Source organism: Streptomyces roseirectus (genome assembly GCF_014489635.1).
GTDB classification, from domain to species: domain Bacteria; phylum Actinomycetota; class Actinomycetes; order Streptomycetales; family Streptomycetaceae; genus Streptomyces; species Streptomyces roseirectus.
In genome coordinates this window covers 3374289-3393098 of the sequence record NZ_CP060828.1, presented here as the reverse complement: position 1 = coordinate 3393098, position 18810 = coordinate 3374289, and the positions used below count along the sequence as shown (strand labels likewise).

The 18810-nt window shown below is 70.7% G+C and carries 12 protein-coding genes; 7 read left to right on the top strand and 5 right to left on the bottom strand.

The genetic code is table 11. The features are described 5' to 3' along the window. The first annotated feature begins 670 nt into the window (after positions 1-670). The 4 genes from IAG44_RS13885 (at position 671) to IAG44_RS13870 (ending at position 6374) form a co-directional block, all read left to right on the top strand. Positions 671-1189 (top strand): hypothetical protein, encoded by a 519-nt coding sequence (locus tag IAG44_RS13885; RefSeq protein WP_187753141.1) that lies wholly within the window; start codon positions 671-673, stop codon positions 1187-1189. A gap of 527 nt (positions 1190-1716) precedes the next feature. Next, entirely contained in the window at positions 1717-4224 is a 2508-nt protein-coding gene (locus IAG44_RS13880; protein WP_246563993.1) for a SpoIIE family protein phosphatase, read from the top strand. Between the two features lie 117 nt (positions 4225-4341). Next, the gene (locus IAG44_RS13875; RefSeq protein WP_187747440.1) at positions 4342-5313 is read left to right on the top strand and encodes an aminoglycoside phosphotransferase family protein; all 972 of its coding nucleotides are present in this window, start codon (positions 4342-4344) and stop codon (positions 5311-5313) included. A gap of 128 nt (positions 5314-5441) precedes the next feature. Beyond that, the gene (locus IAG44_RS13870; RefSeq protein ID WP_187747439.1) at positions 5442-6374 is read left to right on the top strand and encodes a class I SAM-dependent methyltransferase; all 933 of its coding nucleotides are present in this window, start codon (positions 5442-5444) and stop codon (positions 6372-6374) included. On the opposite strand, the gene IAG44_RS13865 is transcribed toward IAG44_RS13870, so the two are convergent. From IAG44_RS13865 to IAG44_RS13850, 4 genes are read right to left on the bottom strand one after another with little or no spacing between them, the layout of a single operon-like run. Next, positions 6371-7138, bottom strand: coding sequence for a succinate dehydrogenase/fumarate reductase iron-sulfur subunit (locus tag IAG44_RS13865; protein WP_187747438.1), 768 nt, complete (start codon positions 7136-7138; stop codon positions 6371-6373). The genes IAG44_RS13870 and IAG44_RS13865 overlap by 4 nt on opposite strands. Next, a complete protein-coding gene (locus IAG44_RS13860) occupies positions 7135-9051 on the bottom strand; it encodes a fumarate reductase/succinate dehydrogenase flavoprotein subunit (RefSeq protein ID WP_187747437.1) in 1917 nt (638 codons plus the stop codon). The genes IAG44_RS13865 and IAG44_RS13860 overlap by 4 nt, the downstream gene beginning before the upstream one ends. Beyond that, the gene (locus IAG44_RS13855; RefSeq protein ID WP_187747436.1) at positions 9051-9884 is read right to left on the bottom strand and encodes a hypothetical protein; all 834 of its coding nucleotides are present in this window, start codon (positions 9882-9884) and stop codon (positions 9051-9053) included. The genes IAG44_RS13860 and IAG44_RS13855 overlap by 1 nt, the downstream gene beginning before the upstream one ends. A gap of 19 nt (positions 9885-9903) precedes the next feature. Then, positions 9904-10185: a hypothetical protein gene (locus IAG44_RS13850; RefSeq protein ID WP_187747435.1), complete on the bottom strand. Its 282-nt coding sequence runs from the start codon at positions 10183-10185 to the stop codon at positions 9904-9906. A gap of 1318 nt (positions 10186-11503) precedes the next feature. Here IAG44_RS13850 and IAG44_RS13845 point away from each other — a divergent pair. Further along, complete coding sequence (locus tag IAG44_RS13845) at positions 11504-13690, top strand: ABC transporter family substrate-binding protein (RefSeq protein WP_187747434.1); 2187 nt, start codon at positions 11504-11506, stop codon at positions 13688-13690. A 79-nt stretch (positions 13691-13769) separates the two neighbouring features. On the opposite strand, the gene typA is transcribed toward IAG44_RS13845, so the two are convergent. Then, entirely contained in the window at positions 13770-15677 is a 1908-nt protein-coding gene (typA, locus tag IAG44_RS13840; RefSeq protein ID WP_187747433.1) for a translational GTPase TypA, read from the bottom strand. A gap of 297 nt (positions 15678-15974) precedes the next feature. Here typA and IAG44_RS13835 point away from each other — a divergent pair, with 297 nt between their 5' ends. Both IAG44_RS13835 and IAG44_RS13830 read left to right on the top strand, forming a co-directional pair. Continuing rightward, on the top strand, positions 15975-16562 hold the full coding sequence (locus tag IAG44_RS13835) for a hypothetical protein (RefSeq protein WP_187747432.1): 588 nt from the start codon (positions 15975-15977) through the stop codon (positions 16560-16562). 551 nt (positions 16563-17113) lie between these two features. Then, the gene (locus IAG44_RS13830) at positions 17114-18730 is read left to right on the top strand and encodes a peptide ABC transporter substrate-binding protein (RefSeq protein WP_187747431.1); all 1617 of its coding nucleotides are present in this window, start codon (positions 17114-17116) and stop codon (positions 18728-18730) included. Positions 18731-18810: the final 80 nt, after the last annotated feature.

Below are 18810 nucleotides of genomic sequence, written 5' to 3'. Positions count from 1 at the left end.
CGCGTGAGCGAGATACCAGCGAAGGCCACGGAGTCGCACGACCCGTCGGACGCCGCGAGGACAAACGCCGGTGCCTCCGGCGGCGGGGCCGATGCGAGGCCGACGCACGCCGACGAACCGACAGGGACCGGGAACCCGACGGGCGCCGGCAAGCCGACGGGCGCCGGCAAGCCGACGGGCGCCGGCAAGCCGACAGGGGCTGGCGAGCCGACAGAGGCCGGGAACCCGGCGGGTGCCGGGGAGTCGACAGGGGCCGCGAAACCGACGGGCGCCGGGGAGTCGACAGTCACCGGGAAATCGGCGGGTGCCGGGGAGTCGACAGGCGTCGGGAAATCGGCAGCCACCGGGAATCTCGCGGACGCCGGGAAATCGGCAGGCGCCGGAAAAACGGCAGGCACCGGCGAACCACTGGACGCCGGTGAATCAGCGGACGCTGGCGATTCAGCGAGGGCTGGCGCATCAGCGAGGGTTGGCGAACCGGCGAGCGCTGGCGCATCAGCGGGCGCCGCCCGCCCCGAGGCTGCCCGCCCGAACACCGCCGGCCCCCTGCCCGCACGCGGCACGCGCCCGGACCACGCCCACGACGACCCCGCCCCGACCGGAACCTCCCGCCCGGGCGCGCCTCGCAGCGACATCCCGAGCGGCAGTGCCCCGAGCGACGACACCCCGGGTGACCACACCTCCCATGGCCGCGCCCCCGGCGACGACACCCCTGGCGGTGTCCTCCGGCCCCGGCCCGCAGATGGAACTCCGAGCGGCGGCACCCCGAGCGGTGGTGGCCCGCGTGGCGGTGCCTCTCGCGGCGGCGCTGCTGTCGGTGGCGGCCTCGGTGACGATGCCCCGAGCGGGGGTGGTGCCCAGCGCGGTCGCGCGCCCGGCGGCGACGCCTCTGGTGGCGACGCTCTCCGGCCCCGGCCCGCAGATGGAACTCCGAGCGGTGGTGGCCCGCGTGGCGGTGCCGCTCGCGGCGGCGCTCCCGTCGGTGGCGGCCTCGGCGATGATGCCAGCAGCGGCGGTGGTGCCCAGCGCGGTCGCGCGCCCGGCGGCAACGCCTCTGGTGGCGACGCTCTCCGGCCCCGGCCCGCCGAAGGCCCCGGCGGATACGCCCCACGTGGCGGTGCCCTCGATGGCAACACCTCTAGCGGCAACGTTCCTGCCGACGACACCTCCGCCGGCGGCGACACCCTGAGCGGCGGTGCTCTGCGCAGCGGTGCTCCTGGTGGTGACGCCTCTGGCGGCGGTGTCCTCCGGCCCCGGTCCGCGGATGGAGCCCCGAGTGGTGACACCCCGGGCGGCGGTGCCCTGCGTGGCGGCGTTTCTGGCGGTGACACTTCTGGCGGCGGTGTCCTCCGGCCCCGGTCCACCGATGGAGCCCCGAGTGGTGACACTCCGAGCGGCGGTGCCCCGCGTGGCCGTGCCCCCGGCGGTGACGAGCCCAGCGGCAACGTTCCTGCTGGCGGCACCCCCGCCCCCGGCGGCGACACCCCCGCCGGTCCTCGTCCCCGTGCCTCCGGCACCCCCGCCTCCGGCACCCCCGCCTCCGGCACCCCCGCCTCCGGCACCCCCGCCTCCGGCGGCGACACCCCCGGCGGGCCGCCCCGTCCCCGTGCAGTCGGCAATTCCGCCTCTCCCGGTGCGGACGTTTCCCGCGTCACCTCCCCCCGCCCCGTCGGCCCCCGTAACACCGGTGCCGTCCCCCCCTCCGCCCTCTCCGACATCCCCCCGGCCGATGCTGTGTGGCAGAGCAATCCGCCGGGGTCGATCTATGACTACATCCGGGTGGCCTCGTTCTCCATCGGGCCGGATGGGCTGGTGGATCAGTGGAGTCTGCGGGCGGAGCAGATTTTCGGGATCTCGGCGGAGCGGGCGGTCGGGCTGGACCCGATTCAGGCGTTCATCGACCCGGACCTGCGGGAACGCGGTCAGCGGAAGATGGCGGAGATCCTGGACGGCCGGGAGTGGACCGGCGTCGTCCCGTTCAAGGCGCCGGACGGCGAGCGGGGCCTGGCCGAGGTGTACGTGATGCCGACGACGACCCCGGACGGCGACCGGGCCGCCGTCTGCATCGTCGTCGACGTCCGAACCCTGCGCAGCATCGAGACCGACCTCGCCGCGTCGCAGTCGATTTTCGGCCAAACCCCGTTCGGGTTCCTGCTGATCGACCCGGAGCTGCGCGTACGCCGCGCCAACGCGCGGTTCGCGTCACTGTTCGGCGGCACCCCGGACGACCACCGGGGCAGGACCGTCGCGGACTACCTGGTCAGGTCGGAGGCCGAGCGGGTCACGGCGATCATGAGGCGGGTGCTCAAGACCGGCGAGTCCATCACGGACATGCACGTCACGGGGTTCGTCCCGGGCTCCGACGAACGCCGGCACTGGTCGATCAACCTGTACCGCGTGCACAGCGGCAGCGGACGCCCGATCGGCATCGCCTGGCTCGGCACGGACATCACCGCCCGCCGCGCCGCGGCCCGCGAGGCCGCCGCGGCCCGCCGCAACCTGGCCCTGCTCAACGAAGCCGGCGCCCGCATCGGCAACTCCCTCGACCTGGAGACGACAGCCCGCGAACTCCTCGACGTCGTCGTCCCCGGCTTCTGCGACCTCGCGACCGTCGACCTCTACCAGGGCCTGCTGGCCGGCGACGAGACCCCGCCGGGCCTCGCGGACGGCAGCGCGGAACTGCGCCGCGTCGCCTTCTCCTCGGCCGTCTCCGACGTCCCCTTCACCGCGACCGGCGGTACCCCCGTCCCCGTCGGCGCCGTCCACCACTTCCCGTTCACCTCCGCCCGCGCCGACGCCCTGCGCACCGCCCGCCCGCAGCACATCCCCGGCGCGGACGGCGGCCTCGTGCAGTCCACGCTGGCCGTGCCGATGGTCGCCCACGACACCGTCGTCGGCCTCGCGCAGTTCTCCCGGACGAAGGGCAGCGAGCCGTTCGGGGACCGGGACCGGGACCTCGCGGTCGAACTGGCCGCGCGCGCCGCCGTCTCCATCGACAACGCGCGGCTGTACCGGCGCGAGCGGGAACGCGCGCTGATACTGCAACGGTCCCTGCTGCCGCCGGGCGACCCCGTCGCCTCCGGGCTCGACATCGCCTGCCGCTACCTGCCGGGCAACGCGGCGACCGGACGGCCCAGCGAGGTCGGCGGCGACTGGTTCGACGTCATCGAACTCCCCGGCCACCGCACGGCGTTGGTCGTCGGCGACGTCATGGGGCGCGGGCTGCGGGCCGCCGTCGCCATGGGTGAACTCCGCACCGCCGTACGGACGCTGGCCCTCCTCGACCTCGAACCGGCGGAAGTGCTCGCCGCGTTGGACGAGATCGCGCGCGGACTCGGCACGCCGGGCGGGGTCCAGCAGGCGACCCGCGCGGCGCGCCGGCCCCGCGAGGCGGACCTCTCCGAGGTGTACCTCGCGACGTGCGTGTACGCCGTGTACGACTCCGTCACCCGGCGCTGCACGTTCGCCAACGCGGGCCATCTGCCGCCCGTGCTGGTCGAACCCGGCGAGCCCGCGCTCATGCTCGACGTGCCGCCCGGCATGCCGCTCGGCGTCGGCGGCGAACCGTTCGAGGAAGTTGAAGTCGAGCTGCCCGAGGGGGCGTTGCTCGCGCTCTACACGGACGGCCTCGTCGAGTCCCGCGACCATCCGCTGGACGAGGGGCTGCAGGCGTTCGTCGGTACGCTCACGGATCCCTCCCAGCCGCTGGAGGACGTCTGCGACCACGTCCTCAACACCCTCGGCTCCCACCACGGGGAGGACGACATCGCCCTCCTCATGGCCCGCGTCCAAGGGCTGCCGGCCGAGTCCGTCGGGGACTGGACGCTGCCCCGTGAGCCCCGCAGTGTGGGGCGGGCGCGGGAGTACGCGCGCGGGCAGTTGCTCAGCTGGGATCTCGAACCCCTCGTCGACACAACGGAGTTGCTGGTCAGCGAGCTGGTCACCAACGCGTTGCGCTACGGCGAGGGTGAGATCCGGCTGCGCCTGCTGCTCGATCGGACCCTCGTCTGTGAGGTCTGGGACTCCGGGCTCGTCCAGCCCCGCCGGCGCCGTGCGCGGGACACGGACGAGGGGGGCCGGGGGCTTCAGCTCGTCGGGCTCCTCTCCGCCGCGTGGGGCTCCCGCCGGACGCCCAGGGGGAAGACGGTGTGGTTCGAACTGGCGTTGCCCGATGGGGATTCGACGCCGGTTGATCCTGCGGAGGCGTTGTTGAGCCTGTTCTAGGGGGTGGCGGGGGGTGTTCGGCGGCTGCGGGCCGGTGGGGGTGTTCGCGCAGTTCCCCGCGCCCCTAAAAGCAAAAACAGGTTGGGGCCGTCGGCGTCTCTTCGGAAGACTCCGGCGGTGACTTCGCCTCGGCAGCACCTCCGCATCCCCGACCTCGCTCCCCTTGTCCGCCAAGCCTTCGGGCCGCAGCGGCGGCTTCTCGCGGCCGAGCGGCTTCGTGGTGGCTCCAAGAAGGGGGTCTACCGGCTGCGGCTGGACGATGACTCCACCGCCGTCGCCTATGTCTGGTCGCCGGACGAGAACTACTGGGCGCAGGATCAACTCCCGGATCGCCGGCGCCCGTTCTCGCCCGCGACCGGGGTCGATCTGCTCGTCGCCGCGCACGACCGGCTCACGGCGGCCGGGGTGCGGTGTCCGCGGGTGTTGTATGCCGGGGCGGATGCTGTGGTCGCCGAGGATGTCACGGGGGGCACCTTGGAGGATGCGTTGCGGCGGGATCCGAGGCACCCGGCGTTGGGGCGGCTGTCCGAGGCGTTGCGGGCGATGCACGCGCAGGAGAACCCCCGTTACGGGAAGGTCGCTCTCGTCGACGGCGGTGAGGTGTCGTACGGCGATTCGTGTGAACAGGTCGTCAGGGAGGGGGCGTTGGGGGAGCTGGCGAAGGGGGCGCTGCTGGAGCCCCGGCTCGCGGCCGTCGCGCAGCCCCTGGCCGAGCGGATCGAGGAGCTGTACGCGGCCGTGCGGCCACGGCGGCGGCACGCGCTCATCCATGGTGAACTCGGCGCGGACCACGTCCTGTTGACGCCGGACGGCGAGCCGGTGCTGATCGACATCGAGGGGGTGATGTACTTCGACGTGGAGCAGGAGCACGTCTTCCTCGAACTCCGCTTCGGGGACTGGTACGACCGCCTGTGGCGTCCCGAACTGGACCGCGACCGGCTCCGGTTCTACCGGCTGTGCATGCATCTCGGGCTGGTCAGTGGTCCGTTGACACTCATTCAGGGAGATTTCCCCGACTCGCAGTTCATGAGGGGGATCGCGGAGCACAATCTGGGGGAGGTGCTACGTCTCCTGGGAGACGCCTCCTGAAACCGTCGGACGGAATCTTCACCGGAAGTTCATGCCGGCTTTGACGTCGGGGCTCCGTCCGTTGGTTGTGCGGCTCCTGTGCACGCCCTAGCGTCCACATCTCCTAACTCTGTGAGGATCCACCACTGATGCGATCGCTACTCACCAGCAAGGCCGTCCGCCGCGCGCTGCGCCCGGCCGCGGAACTCATCGACCAGCGCATCGAGCGCCAGGTCCGCAAGGCCGTGAAGAACGCGGCCCCGGCGGCGGCCCCGGCCGACATCCAGCGGGAGCTGAAGCAGCTGCGCGATCGCCAGCGGCCCATGGAGCTGTTCTTCGACGGCACCGGGCGCGGCGTCTCCCGGATGCCCGGCGGGGAGCACATCGAGAAGGCGGTCAGGGAGCTGACGGCCGTCACCGGGGACCGCGAGGGCGCCGAACGCGCCGTCGCGCAGGCGTTCCGCCTCCTGATCGCCGTCGAAGCGCTCGGCGTCGGCCGGATCGCGGGCGGCACGATGAACATCGTCGGCAAGCTCTCGGCCGTCCCCCTCCTGGACCCGCCGAACGACGAGATCCTGGAGATCGGCACGCTGTACGGCATGTTCAGCGCCGCCCTGATCCGCATGATGGAGCGCGCCGGACGCGACCCGAAGCTCACGATCGTCGACCCGCTGGCCGGCACGCAGCTCCAGCCGGGCACGACGATGGGCGACGACGCGACGGGCACCCCGGTGCGCGGCGCGGCCGTCCGCACCAACCTCGCGCTCGCCGGCGACGCGGGCACCTCCGCCCGGATCCAGCAGGGCTTCTCCGAGGACCCCGAGGTCCGCGCGCTGGTCTCCGACCGGAAGTACGGCGTGATCATCGTCGACGGCGACCACTCCGCGAACGGCGTCGCGCAGGACCTGGAATGGGTCGAGGAGATCATCGCGCCGGGCGGCGTCGTCGTCCTCGACGACTTCGGGCACCCCAAGTGGCCCGGGATCAAGGAGGCGTTCGACAAGCACATGGCCGGCGAGACCAGGCTCGAATTCCTCGGTTCCGTGGCGCACTCGGGGTACCTGCGGGCCAAGAAGGACTAACTCCTGCGCCGGATCCTGTTCCCGAGCCACACCAGCGGGTCGTACTTGCGGTCCACGGCCCGCTCCTTCAGCGGGATCAGCGCGTTGTCGGTGATGTGGATGCCCTCGGGGCACACCTCCGTACAGCACTTGGTGATGTTGCAGTAGCCGAGGCCGTGTTCGTCCTGGGCCGTCCGCTTGCGGTCCAGGCCGGACTCCTCGGCCGCGTCCAGCGGGTGCATGTCCAGCTCCGCGACCCGCATGAGGAACCGGGGACCCGCGAACGCCGTCTTGTTCTCCTCGTGGTCACGCACGACATGGCACGTGTCCTGGCACAGGAAGCACTCGATGCACTTGCGGAACTCCTGCGAGCGGTCCACGTCCTCCTGCGTCATCCGGTACTCGCCCGCGCCGACCCCGGCGGGCGGCACGAACGCCGGAACCTCCCTGGCCTTCTGGTAGTTGAAGCCGACGTCGGTCACCAGGTCGCGGACGACCGGGAAGGCGCGCAGCGGGGTGACGGTGATCGTCTCCGTCCGCTCGAACACCGACATCCGCGTCATGCACATCAGCCGTGGGCGGCCGTTGATCTCCGCCGAGCACGAACCGCACTTGCCCGCCTTGCAGTTCCAGCGGACGGCCAGGTCGGGCGCCTGGGTGGCCTGGAGCCGGTGGATGATGTCCAGCACCACCTCGCCCTCGTTGACCTCGACGCGGAAGTCCTCCAGACCGCCGCCCCCGACGTCGCCCCGCCACACCCGGAAACGGGCCTCGTAGCCGCTCATTCGTACAGCTCCTCCTCGGCGAGGTACTTGACCAGCTCCTCCTTGTCGAAGAGGGCGAGCAGGTCCGGGCGGATCGGGGTGGTGGTCTCCCGGGTCAGGGCGATCTGGTCACGTTCCGTCAACTCGCCCTCGGTGTCCTTGAGTTGGCAGAGCAGGTTGACGTTGCGCCACGAGCGTTCCATCGTCGGGTGGTCCTCGCGGGTGTGGCCGCCCCGCGACTCCGTGCGCTCCAGCGCCGCCCGCGCCACGCACTCACTGACCAGCAGCATGTTCCGCAGGTCCAGGGCGAGGTGCCAGCCCGGGTTGAACTGCCGGTGCCCCTCGACGCCGGCGCGGCGCGCCCTCACCCGCAACTCGGCCAGTTTCTCCAGCGCTTGGGCCATCTCGCCCTCGCGGCGGATGATGCCGACGAGGTCGTTCATGGCCTGCTGGAGCTCCTGGTGGAGGGTGTAGGGGTTCTCGGGGACGGCGCCCTTGTGCTCCTCCGCCGAGAACGGGCGCAGCGCCTCGGCCGCCGCCGCGTCCACCGTCGCCTGGCCGGTCACCGGGCGCGTCTCCAGGTCGTCCACGTAGTTCGCCGCGTGCCAGCCCGCGCGGCGGCCGAACACCAGGAGGTCGGAGAGGGAGTTGCCGCCGAGCCGGTTCGAGCCGTGCATGCCGCCGGCGACCTCGCCCGCCGCGAACAGGCCCGGCACCCCGCGCGCGGCGGCCGTGTCCGAGTCGACGGCGATACCGCCCATGACGTAGTGGCAGGTCGGCCCGACCTCCATCGCCTCGGCGGTGATGTCGACGTCCGCCAGCTCCTTGAACTGGTGGTACATCGACGGCAGCCGGCGCCGGATCACGTCGGCCGGCATCCGCGTCGACACGTCCAGGAAGACCCCGCCGTGCGGGGAGCCCCGGCCCGCCTTGACCTCGGCGTTGATGGCGCGGGCCACCTCGTCGCGGGGGAGGAGTTCGGGCGGGCGGCGGTTGTGGTCGGGGTCGTCGTACCAGCGGTCGCCCTCGGCCTCGGACTCGGCGTACTTCTCCTTGAAGACGTCCGGGATGTAGTCGAACATGAACCGCTTGCCCTCGGAGTTGCGCAGCACCCCGCCGTCGCCGCGCACCGACTCCGTGACGAGGATCCCCTTCACGGACGGCGGCCAGACCATGCCCGTCGGGTGGAACTGCACGAACTCCATGTTGAGCAGCGGCGCCCCGGCGAGCAGGGCCAGCGCGTGGCCGTCGCCGGTGTACTCCCAGGAGTTGGACGTCACCTTGAACGACTTGCCGATACCGCCGGTCGCGATCACCACGGCCGGGGCCTCCAGGACGAGGAAGCGGCCCGACTCGCGGTCGTAGGCGAAGACGCCCGAGATCCGGCCGTCCGCCGACTTCAACAGCCGGGTGACGGTGTGTTCCTGAAAGACCTTCAGGCCCGACTCGTAGTCGCCGGTCTCCTTGTGGTCGTCCTGCTGGAGGGCGACGACCTTCTGCTGGAGCGTGCGGATCAGTTCGAGGCCGGTGCGGTCGCCGACGTGGGCGAGGCGCGGGTACTCGTGGCCGCCGAAGTTGCGCTGCGAGATCCGGCCGTCCCTCGTCCGGTCGAAGAGGGCGCCCCAGGTCTCCAACTCCCAGACGCGGTCCGGGGATTCACGTGCGTGCAGCTCGGCCATGCGCCACTGGTTGAGGAACTTGCCGCCGCGCATGGTGTCGCGGAAGTGGACCTGCCAGTTGTCGCCCGAGTTGACGTTGCCCATCGCCGCCGCGATGCCGCCCTCGGCCATCACCGTATGCGCCTTGCCGAACAGGGACTTGCAGATCACGGCCGTCCGGGCGCCGCGTTCGCGCGCCTCGATCGCGGCGCGCAGGCCGGCGCCGCCGGCTCCGATCACGACGACGTCCCACTCCTGGCGGTCGACCACGGACATCAGAAAAACCTCGGATCCTCGAAGACGCCGGACGAGACCAGGTACACGTAGAAGTCGGCGGCGGCCACACTCACCAACGAGGCCCAGGCCAGCAACATGTGACGGTTGTTCAGCCGGCCCACGAACTGCCACGCCCGGTAGCGCACCGGATGTTTGGAGAAGTGCTTCAGCTTGCCGCCGACGATGTGCCGGCAGGAGTGACAGGAGAGCGTGTAGGCCCAGATCAGCGCGATGTTGACGAGGAACACCAGCGAACCCAGGCCCATGTGGCCCCAGTCGTAGTGCTCGTCGCGGAAGGCGAGGACCGTGTCGTAGGTGAGGATGCCCGCGACCACCAATGCCGCGTAGAAGAAGTAGCGGTGCAGGTTCTGGAGGATGAGCGGGAAGCGGGTCTCGCCGGAGTACGTCTTGTGCGGTTCGGCGACCGCGCAGGCGGGGGGCGAGGCCCAGAAGCCCCGGTAGTACGCCTTGCGGTAGTAGTAGCAGGTCAGCCGGAAGCCGAGCGGGAAGATCAGGATCAGGATCGCCGGGGACAGGCCCCACCAGCCCCCGAACAGCTCGGCGTTGGGGCCCGCGCGCATCGGGGCGCAGTTCTCCGCGAGGCACGGCGAGTAGAACGGGGAGACGTACGGGGCCGCGTAGTAGTCGGCGTTCGCGAACGCCCGCCACGTCGAGTACACGATGAACGCGAGCAGGCCGGCGGCCGTGGCGGCGGGGGCCAGCCACCAGCGGTCCGTACGCAGATGGGGCGCCTCGATCGCGGCGCGGGCCGGGGCGCGGACGCCGCCCCGGCCGGAATGGGGGTCCGTACCGGGTTCCGTGTCGGTTGCCAAGGATGACTCCCGTCGGTGTTCAGGGTCGGTGGCGGTTGCCTACTCCCTCGTCGTCCGAGTCCGTCCACAGGGAGCTGTCGTACGGGGTGTCGGGGATGGGGACCAGGTCGGGGCGGCGGGCGGCCGGGCCGGGCGTCGCCTCACGCAGCAGCGCCAGGCTCTCGCGCAGATGGTTCACGTCGGAACGGGCCCGGCGCAGCTCCAGCGACCCCGGATCGACCTGCTTCTCCAGCCGCCCGAACGCGCGCAGCAGATCGTCCAGACACCGCTGGACCGACGCCAACTCGTCGTGCGCGGACATGACGCGACCTCACTTCCGTGAGCGGACATGACGTTTCATGCGCCTGCGAGTGTCGCGCGTCACACCACCCCCTGTGAAGCGCCCTGCACGGATTGAGAGACACCTGAGACGCACGGGGTCATGTTTGCGCCGGTTCAGGAGGCGTGAAGCGCCGCGCGGGGGTGGGCGGGAGCGTAGGGGGCGTGAGCCGTGCATGGGGCGGGTGGAGCGTACGCCGGAGGGCGTGAACCGCGCACGGGTGGCTGAGGCGGGTGCCGAGGCCCCGCACGCCGCAGGGCTCTTGACTCCGCAGGTCGATTGGCCGACGCGTTCGCCTCGGCACCGGATCGGAGTGCTTACGCCCGAGAGCAGCGCGCGTTGCGGCCGCACGAGCCGGTCGGCCGGCGCCGTCTCGACCCTGAGCGGAGCCACACGGCGGGCATGGCCGCACCACTCGGCGGGACGCCACCCGCCGCAGCGCGGGACGGCCCGCCGCGCCGCCGAGAGGCGCCGGTCACGGGCGACGCCCCGGTGCCGCCGCGCCGTCGCGGACCCCCGGCGGTGGTGTCCCGCCGGGGGCGATGCGGGGCCGTCGGTCTCCACCCGGAGCCGAACCGGCGCCTGCCGGCCCGCCCGGTCACGGCGTGGGCTGCTCACCGGCGCAGGCATCCCAACGTGCCGCGCCGGGCCGGCGGTGGCGTCCCGCCGAGTGGTGCAGAGCCCTCCGGACCGCGCTTGTCCGAGCGCCCTGCGATCGCCGGCTCGGCCGAAGCCCGCGCCGCTGCGTGAGCCGGTCGGCGCAGCGGGGGCCGCCCGACCCTGGATCGACGGGCGGAACCCGGCCGCGACCTGCGAAGCCGCGACAGCCGAGCGGCTTCACCACTTGGCGGGACGCCACCGGGCCGGCCCAGCGTGCCCGCCCCGCGGAGTAGCCGGCCCCATGCCGGTACACCACCCAGCGGGACGTGACCCGGTGCCGCCGCGCGACGGGGTCCCAGCCCGCGCCGCGACGGCACGAACCCCGCCCCGGCCGATCGCCGTGCCCGTGCGTCCCCGGCGTCCTGCCACAACCGTCGCGCGCCGCCGCTCCTCGCCCCACACCCCGTCCACCCGCTCCTTACCCCTCCATCCGCCACCCCCTCCTCAACGCCTCACTCACCCCCAACCACCCCCATTGCGCCGTGCGAGTGGCCTTCCAGGTCGCCCCGTCGTGTCGGCGCTTCCCGGTGGAGTCGTTCCTCTTCAGTGGCGGCGTACGTTCGCGTGTCATCCGATCAGGGGTTGATCGGACTTTATGTCGATCCGCGAATTCCCGCCCGCGGAGTCGGAGGTAACAGCGATGTCTTACGACGGCGTCAGCACACGTGCGGTCATGCGCTCGGTCGCGTTCCTCACCGCGGGCGCGCTCGCGGTCCCGTTGCTCGCGGCCTGTGGGGGAGGGGAGGACGAGGCCGGCAAGCCGCTTGCCGTGCAGCAGATCTCTCCGGCAGCGAGGGACCTCGTCGCCGACGGGGGCAGCCTGCGGTGGGCCGTCGACGATGTGCCCGACACGTTCAACACCTTCCAGGCCGACGCCGACGCCGCCACCACCCGCGTCGCCCAGGCCGTCCTCCCGGCGATGTACCGCCTCGACGCGAACGGCCGCCCCGAGCGCGACGCCGACTACCTGGAGTCCGCGAAGGTCGTCGAGACGGAACCCCAGCAGGTCGTCCTGTACCGGCTGAACCAGCAGGCCGTGTGGAGCGACGGCCGCGAGATCGGCGCCGCCGACTTCGCCGCCCAGTGGCGCGCCCTGTCCGGCAAGGACAGCGCCTACTGGACCGCCCGCAACGCCGGCTACGACCGCATCGAGAAGGTCGAGCGCGGCGCGAACGACCTGGAGGTCCGCGTCACCTTCAGCCGCCCCTACGCCGACTGGCAGTCCCTGTTCTCCCCGCTGTACCCGAAGGACGTCATGGGCACCCCCGACGCCTTCAACGAGGGCGCCCGCCGCAAGCTGAGGACGACCGCCGGCGTCTTCACCCTCGCCGAGGTCGACCGCAAGAATGACCGGATCCGCCTCACCCGCAACGCCCGCTGGTGGGGCCGCCCCGCGAAACTCTCCGAGATCGTGCTGACGGCCGTGCCCCGCGCGAAGCGCGCCGCCGCCCTCGCCGCCGGCACCGTCGACCTCGCCGACATCGACCCCGCCGACGCCGCCCGCGTCACCGAGGCCGCCAAGGGCACCGCGGGACCCCGCGCCGGCCGCCCGGGACCGGCGGCGAACTCCCTGAAGGCCGCGCTGGCCAAGGCGTCCACCGCCGCCCGGGAGGAGAGCGACGAGTACGAGGAGGACGGCGCCGACCGCAGGGCCCGCGCCGCCAAGAAGCTCCGCAAGGCCGTCGCCACCTGGGAGAAACAGCAGCAGACCCTCAAGGGCTTCGAGGTCCGCAAGTCCCTGGAGCCCGCCTACACCCAGCTCGCCATGAACGGCGAGAGCGGCCCCCTCGCCGACGAACGCGTCCGCCGCGCCGTCGCCCGCGCCCTCGACCGCACCGCGCTCGCCGGCGCCGTCCTCACCCCCCTCGGTCTGCCCGCCGACCCCGTCGGCTCCCACCTCGCCCTCGCCGGCCAGGACGCCTACGCCGACGGCAGCGGCGCCCTCGGCGGCCAGGACACCGCCGAGTCCCAGGCCCTCCTCGCCGACGCGGGCTGGGTGGCCGGCGGCCCCGTCGTCGAGAAGAAACCCGGCGAGAAGGGCGCGGGCCCGCAGCGTGAGAGCGAGTCGGAGGGCGGCGACGACGGCACGTACATCGTGGGCGACGACGACAAGGCACCCGGCGCCGCACCGGCCGGTAAAACCCCCTCGGACGACGCCTCCGCCCACGCCCAGGACGGCAAGCAGTACGCCAGACAGGGCGGCGCCCCCGGCGCGTACGCACCCAAGGGCACCCCCGCCCCCGGCGGCGCCGCGGGCCCCCTCGCCAAGGACGGCAAGGCCCTGTCCCTGCGCTTCGTCGTCCCCTCGGGCCCCGGCTCCGAGTCGCTGCGCGTCGTCGCCGACCGCGTCACCCGCATGCTTGCGAAGGTCGGCATCCGCACCGACGTCACCAAGGTCCCCGACGAGAGCTACTTCAAGGACCACGTCGCCTCGGGCCAGTACGACCTCGCCCTCTACTCCTGGCCCGCGTCCGCGTTCCCCGCGACCGACGCCCGCCCCATCTACTCCAAGCCGGTCCCCGCGGCCGACGGCTCCCTCAGCGTCGAGCAGAACTACACCCGCGTCGGCACCGACCAGGTCGACCAGCTCTTCGACCAGGCCCTCTCCACCCTCGACGCCGACGAGTCCCGCGCCCTCCTGCGCAAGGCCGACTCCCGCATCTGGGCCGCCGCCGGCTCCATCCCCCTCTACCAGCGCCCCCAGCTCACCGCCGCCGTCAAGAACCTGGTGAACGCCGGCGCCTTCGGCTTCCAGACCCCGGTCTTCGAGGACATGGGCTTCCTGAAGAAGGGCGCGCGCGTCTCCCCGTCCCCGACGGCCGAGTAACCCCGCGCACGCGAAAGGCCGGTGCCCCCGCAGGGACACCGGCCTTTTCGGCTGAGGCTGAGGCTGCGCCTCAGGAGGTTCAGCCGTGCTTCGCCCGGCTCGCCGTGCGGGCGCGCTCACGGGCGTCCAGCACGACCTTGCGGATGCGGATCGCCTCCGGGGTCACCTCGACGCACTCGTCGTCGCGGCAGAACTCCAGGGACTGCTCCAGGGAGAGCTTGCGCGGCGGGACGATCGCCTCGAACGAGTCGGCCGAGGACGACCGCATGTTGGTGAGCTTCTTCTCCTTGGTGATGTTCACGTCCATGTCGTCGGAGCGCGAGTTCTCGCCGACGATCATGCCCTCGTACACCTCGGTGCCGGGCTCGGTGAACAGCACACCGCGCTCCTGGAGGTTCGTCATCGCGAAGGCGGTGACGGCACCGGAGCGGTCGGCGACCAGCGAACCGTTGTTACGGGTCTGCAGGGTGCCGAACCAGGGCTCGAAGCCCTCGTGGATGGAGTGACCGATGCCCGTACCGCGGGTCTGGGTCAGGAACTCGGTCCGGAAGCCGATCAGACCGCGCGACGGCACGACGAACTCCATGCGCACCCAGCCGGAGCCGTGGTTGGACATGTTGTCCATCCGGCCCTTGCGGACGCCCATGAGCTGCGTGACCGCGCCCATGTGCTCCTCGGGGACGTCGATCGTCATGCGCTCGACGGGCTCGTACGTCTTGCCGTCGACCTCCTTGGTGACGACCTGCGGCTTGCCGATGGTCAGCTCGAAGCCCTCGCGGCGCATCTGCTCGACCAGGATGGCGAGCGCCAGCTCACCGCGGCCCTGGACCTCCCAGGCGTCGGGACGCTCGGTGTCGATGACCCGCAGCGAGACGTTACCGATCAGCTCGCGGTCGAGGCGGTCCTTGACCTGGCGGGCGGTGACCTTGCGGTCCTTGACGGCCGCCTTGTTGTCGGCGCCCTTGCCGGTGCCGCCCCGGCCGACCAGCGGCGAGGTGTTGGTGCCGATGGTCATCGAGATCGCGGGCTCGTCGACCGTGATCAGCGGCAGCGCGACCGGGTTCTCGGGGTCGGCGAGGGTCTCACCGATCATGATGTCCGAGATACCGGCGACGGCGCAGATGTCACCGGGGCCGGCCACCTCGGCGGGCTTGCGGGTGAGCGCCTCGGTCATCAGCAGCTCGGTGATGCGCACGTTGGACATGGAGCCGTCGCGCTTGATCCACGTGACGGTCTGGCCCTTGCGCAGCTCGCCCTGCTCGACGCGGAGCAGCGCGATACGGCCGAGGAAGTTGTCGGCGTCCAGGTTGGTGACGTGCGCCTGGAGCGGGGCCTCCTCGTCGTACGTCGGGGCCGGGATGTGCTGGAGGATCGTCGAGAAGAACGGCTCCAGGCTGGTCGAGTCGGCCGGGACCGTGCCGTTCTCCGGCTTGGTCAGCGAGGCGATGCCGTCACGGCCACAGGCGTAGACGATCGGGAACTCGATCTGCTCCTCGTCGGCGTCCAGGTCGAGGAAGAGGTCGTAGGTCTCGTTGACGACCTCGTCGATCCGGGAGTCCGGACGGTCCGTCTTGTTGATGCACAGGATGACGGGCAGCCGCTGCTGGAGCGCCTTGCGCAGCACGAAGCGGGTCTGCGGGAGGGGGCCCTCGGAGGCGTCGACGAGGAGGACCACGCCGTCCACCATCGACAGACCGCGCTCGACCTCGCCGCCGAAGTCGGCGTGGCCGGGGGTGTCGATGATGTTGATGGTGATGACGTCGCCGCCATCCTTGGGGTGGTACTTCACCGCCGTGTTCTTCGCCAGGATCGTGATGCCCTTCTCACGCTCCAGGTCGTTCGAGTCCATCATGCGGTCGTCGACCGAGTCGAGCTGGTGCGCGGCGAACGCGCCCGCCTGCTTCAGCATTCCGTCGACGATGGTCGTCTTGCCGTGGTCGACGTGGGCGACGATGGCGACGTTGCGGATGTCGTGGCGCGTGGCCATGTGTGGCGTACTCCTGGAGTGGTCAGGGAGGGCCCCTGCTGCGCGACATCTGTGTGACGCGGGCCCTGCCGGGCGGAACATGCCACGGCCTCACCCCATGGTACGGGGCTCGGGGCGGGGGTGCCCGCGGTGGGGTGGGGCACGGGTGCGGGGGCCCTTCGCGGGGTTTCGGAATTCCCCGCCGTCTTCCCGACTCTCAGATTTCACTCAAGTCACGGGAGGTTTCTCTCACCACACTGTTACTTTCGTCCCCGGCCCCTCGCAGGGGCCGTACGAACGGGGAAACGGGGAATTCGCATGACCAGGAAACTGCTGTCCGCCGCCGGTGTCACCGGACTGCTCGCCGCGACGGCCGTGCTCGGTCCGGTGACCGCCGCGAACGCGGCTCCGCTGGTGTGTGAGCCGGGTTACAAGAGCGCGAAGTGGACGAACGTCAGCCAGAAGTGGGTCATCACACACGCCAAGCAGATCAGCATCGCGTCGGGCTCGACCGGTACGCACTCCAAGACCGCGACGTACCGCACGACCGTGTCCTCCGGGCGTGAGGTCACCGCCGGGGTCAATTACTCGGCGAACTGGGTGATCTCCAGCCTGGACGCCAATGTCTCCGGGACGCTGACGCGGGCGGGGGAGAAGACCAAGGAGACCAGCGAGACGATCACGTTCAACTTCAACCAGCCGGGGACGTACGCCATCTTCAGCGGGGTCAAGAAGGTCACCGGGTACTACTCGGCCAAGACCTGCAACTCCCGGGGTACGGGCTGGGTGAACGCCGGCTACGGCAAGGGGCAGAGCTGGAGCGTCGAGGCCGAGGGCGCCGTCAAGTGCAGCGAGCGGCCGGCCGCGGGCTCGGCGAAGCGGGCCGCGAAGGACGGGTACTGCTGACGCGCCATATAGGGGAGTGACGGGGGCCGGATTCCTTTCGGGGGGTCCGGCCCCTCGCGCATGCAGGGTTTTCCCTACGACCTCGGCGGGGTCACGCGGAGCGATCGCGCCGGGGGTGGCGCGGCGCTATCGTGGCGCTGACGACGGGTTACCTGTCGGCTTCCGTCACGTTTTGTTCCGCCCGGTGCGTCGAGAACTACCTCCGCACTTGTTGGCAAATGATTTCTTTGCTCCGATGTCCGCTATCCGGACACCTATCGCCGATAGTTGTGTAACAAGTCCGTTTCGCAGGGATCTTTCGCCTAACGCTTTGTCCGGATTTTGGAAGAAGTAGGCGACAGGTGTGATCGAACCGAGACCTTGAGGGTGTGGTTCGGCCATCTGTGATGGCAGATAGTTAGGCGCGTAGAGCTCGGAACCACGGGCCCACGTCTTCAGGTGGCGTCGGCTCGCGAGCGCTGGGGGGCACTCGACTCTTACCGACATCGGTGACGGTGCGATGGCGTGTGCTCTTCTATGCGGTGAACCTAGGGACTCATGAGGAGGAACCCATGCGCGGTGCCAAGAGCGCCAAGTGGGTGGCCATAGCCACGGTGGTGGTACTCGGCGCGACGGCCTGTGGCGGCGGCGGTGACACCGGCGGCTCGGGCAAGAACGACGGCATCGTCTCGATGGAGATCGGTGAGCCGCAGAACGGCCTGATTCCGAGCAACACGTACGAGACCGAGGGCGGCCAGGTCATCTCGGCCCTCTTCGCGGGTCTGACCAAGCTCAACGCCGAGAACAAGGTCGTCGACGACCTCGCTGCCTCGATCGACACCAAGGACAGCAAGGTCTGGACGATCAAGCTGAAGCCGGGCTACACCTTCCACAACGGTGAGAAGGTCACGGCCCAGTCCTTCGTCGACGCCTGGAACTACGGCGCCAACCAGGAGAACAAGCAGCAGACCAACGCGCTGTTCAACCACATCCAGGGTTGGACCGACCTCAACCCGGGCGAGGGCAAGAAGCCCACGACCGACAAGATGTCCGGCCTCAAGGCCGTCGACGAGAGCACGCTCCAGGTCACCCTGACCGGCCCGTTCTCCGCGTTCCGCGCGCAGCTCTCCTTCACCGCGTTCTCCCCGCTGCCCAAGGCGTTCTTCCAGGACCCGAAGGCGTTCGGCGAGAAGCCGATCGGCAACGGCCCGTTCGAGATGGACGGCTCGGTCAAGCACAACGAGTCGATCAGCCTGAAGAAGTACGACAAGTTCCCGGACGCCTCGAAGATCGAGGTCAAGGGCATCAACTTCAAGATCTACTCGAACCAGGACACCGCCTACAAGGACCTGGTCGCCGGCAACCTCGACCTCGACATCACGGTCCCGAACTCGGGTCTGCCGACGTACAAGAAGGACCTCCCGGGCCGCACGATCGACGAGGCCGACTCCGGCGTCGGCTACATCGGCTTCCCGCTGAAGTACAACAAGTCCTTCCAGAACAAGGACCTGCGCAAGGCGATCTCGATGTCGATCGACCGGAAGGCGATCGCCGACAAGATCTTCCTCGGCTCGCGCATGCCCGCCGACGACTTCATCAACCCGATCATCGACGGCTACCGCCAGGGCGCCTGCGGCGAGGCGTGCACGCTGAACCCGGCCAAGGCCAAGGAGCTCTACAAGACCAGCGGCGGCCTGCCCGGCAACGCGCTGGAGCTCGGCTACAACGCCGACGGCGACCACAAGGCGTGGATCACCGCCGTCGCCAACCAGATCCAGCAGAACCTGGGCATCAAGGTCACGGTCAAGCCGTTCGAGCAGTTCCAGACGATCCTCAACGACCTGGACGCGAAGAAGTACGGCGGCGCCTTCCGCATGGCGTGGAACATGGACTACCCGGACGCGGAGAACTACCTGCGCCCGATCTTCTCCACGGACGCCATCGCCAACGGCTCCAACTACGCCGGCTACTCGAACCCGGCCTTCGACAAGCTCCTCGTCGAGGGCGACCAGGCTCCGGTGCCCGCCGACGCCATCAAGAAGTACCAGGCCGCGGACGACATCCTGCTCAACGAGATGCCGTACATCCCGGTGTACTTCTACAAGATGAACGGCGGCTTCAGCGACAAGATCAAGTCGGTCAAGGTCGCCGGTCACAACGTCCTGTGGGACACGGTCAAGCTCAGCTAGTACGTAACTGAGCGGCATCCGACAACAGCGGACCGAGGGTGAGCAGGGGGAGGCGGGTCCTTCCCCTGCTCACCCCGTCT

What these genes read in the sequence shown, in the direction of transcription:
- IAG44_RS13870 (WP_187747439.1), top strand. Translation starts at nt 5,442, where the DNA reads ATGCGATCGCTACTCACCAGCAAGGCCGTCCGCCGCGCGCTGCGCCCG.
- IAG44_RS13865 (WP_187747438.1), bottom strand. Translation starts at nt 7,138, where the DNA reads ATGAGCGGCTACGAGGCCCGTTTCCGGGTGTGGCGGGGCGACGTCGGG.
- IAG44_RS13860 (WP_187747437.1), bottom strand. Translation starts at nt 9,051, where the DNA reads ATGTCCGTGGTCGACCGCCAGGAGTGGGACGTCGTCGTGATCGGAGCC.
- IAG44_RS13850 (WP_187747435.1), bottom strand. Translation starts at nt 10,185, where the DNA reads ATGTCCGCGCACGACGAGTTGGCGTCGGTCCAGCGGTGTCTGGACGAT.
- IAG44_RS13845 (WP_187747434.1), top strand. Translation starts at nt 11,504, where the DNA reads ATGTCTTACGACGGCGTCAGCACACGTGCGGTCATGCGCTCGGTCGCG.
- typA (WP_187747433.1), bottom strand. Translation starts at nt 15,677, where the DNA reads ATGGCCACGCGCCACGACATCCGCAACGTCGCCATCGTCGCCCACGTC.
- IAG44_RS13835 (WP_187747432.1), top strand. Translation starts at nt 15,975, where the DNA reads ATGACCAGGAAACTGCTGTCCGCCGCCGGTGTCACCGGACTGCTCGCC.
- IAG44_RS13830 (WP_187747431.1), top strand. Translation starts at nt 17,114, where the DNA reads ATGCGCGGTGCCAAGAGCGCCAAGTGGGTGGCCATAGCCACGGTGGTG.